Origin of the sequence: Emcibacter sp. SYSU 3D8, assembly GCF_039655875.1 — a bacterium.
GTDB lineage: Bacteria > Pseudomonadota > Alphaproteobacteria > SMXS01 > SMXS01 > RI-34.
In genome coordinates this window covers 1-530 of record NZ_JBBYXK010000014.1, presented here as the reverse complement: position 1 = coordinate 530, position 530 = coordinate 1, and the positions used below count along the sequence as shown (strand labels likewise).

The following is a 530-nucleotide window of genomic DNA, read 5'->3' as shown; positions in this document are numbered from 1 at the left end:
AACAAGCTGCGCGGCGGCCTGAAGGTCGCGGCCGTGAAGGCGCCGGGCTTCGGTGATCGCCGCAAGGCCATGCTCGAGGACATCGCCATCCTGACCAACGGCCAGGTGATCTCCGAAGACCTCGGCATCAAGCTCGAGAACGTCACCATCGAGATGCTCGGCCAGGCCAAGCGCGTCACCATCGGCAAGGACGACACCACCATCGTCCACGGCACCGGTTCCAAGGATGCCATCGATGCCCGCGTCGCCCAGATCCGTGCGCAGATCGAAGAGACCACGTCGGATTACGACCGCGAGAAGCTGCAGGAACGCCTGGCCAAGCTGGCCGGCGGTGTTGCGGTGATCAAGATCGGCGGCGCCACCGAGGTCGAGGTGAAGGAGCGCAAGGACCGCGTCGAGGACGCGCTCAATGCCACCCGCGCCGCGGTCGAGGAAGGCATCCTGCCGGGCGGCGGTACCGCCCTGCTGTACGCCACCCGCGCCCTCAGCGACATCAAGTTCGCCAATGACGACCAGCGTGTGGGCGTGGA

Annotated in this window: 1 protein-coding gene; it reads left to right on the top strand. The window is 66.6% G+C overall.

The features are described 5' to 3' along the window. A partial coding sequence (locus tag WJU21_RS19480) for a TCP-1/cpn60 chaperonin family protein (protein WP_346325138.1) occupies nt 1–530 on the top strand: 530 nt, incomplete at both ends.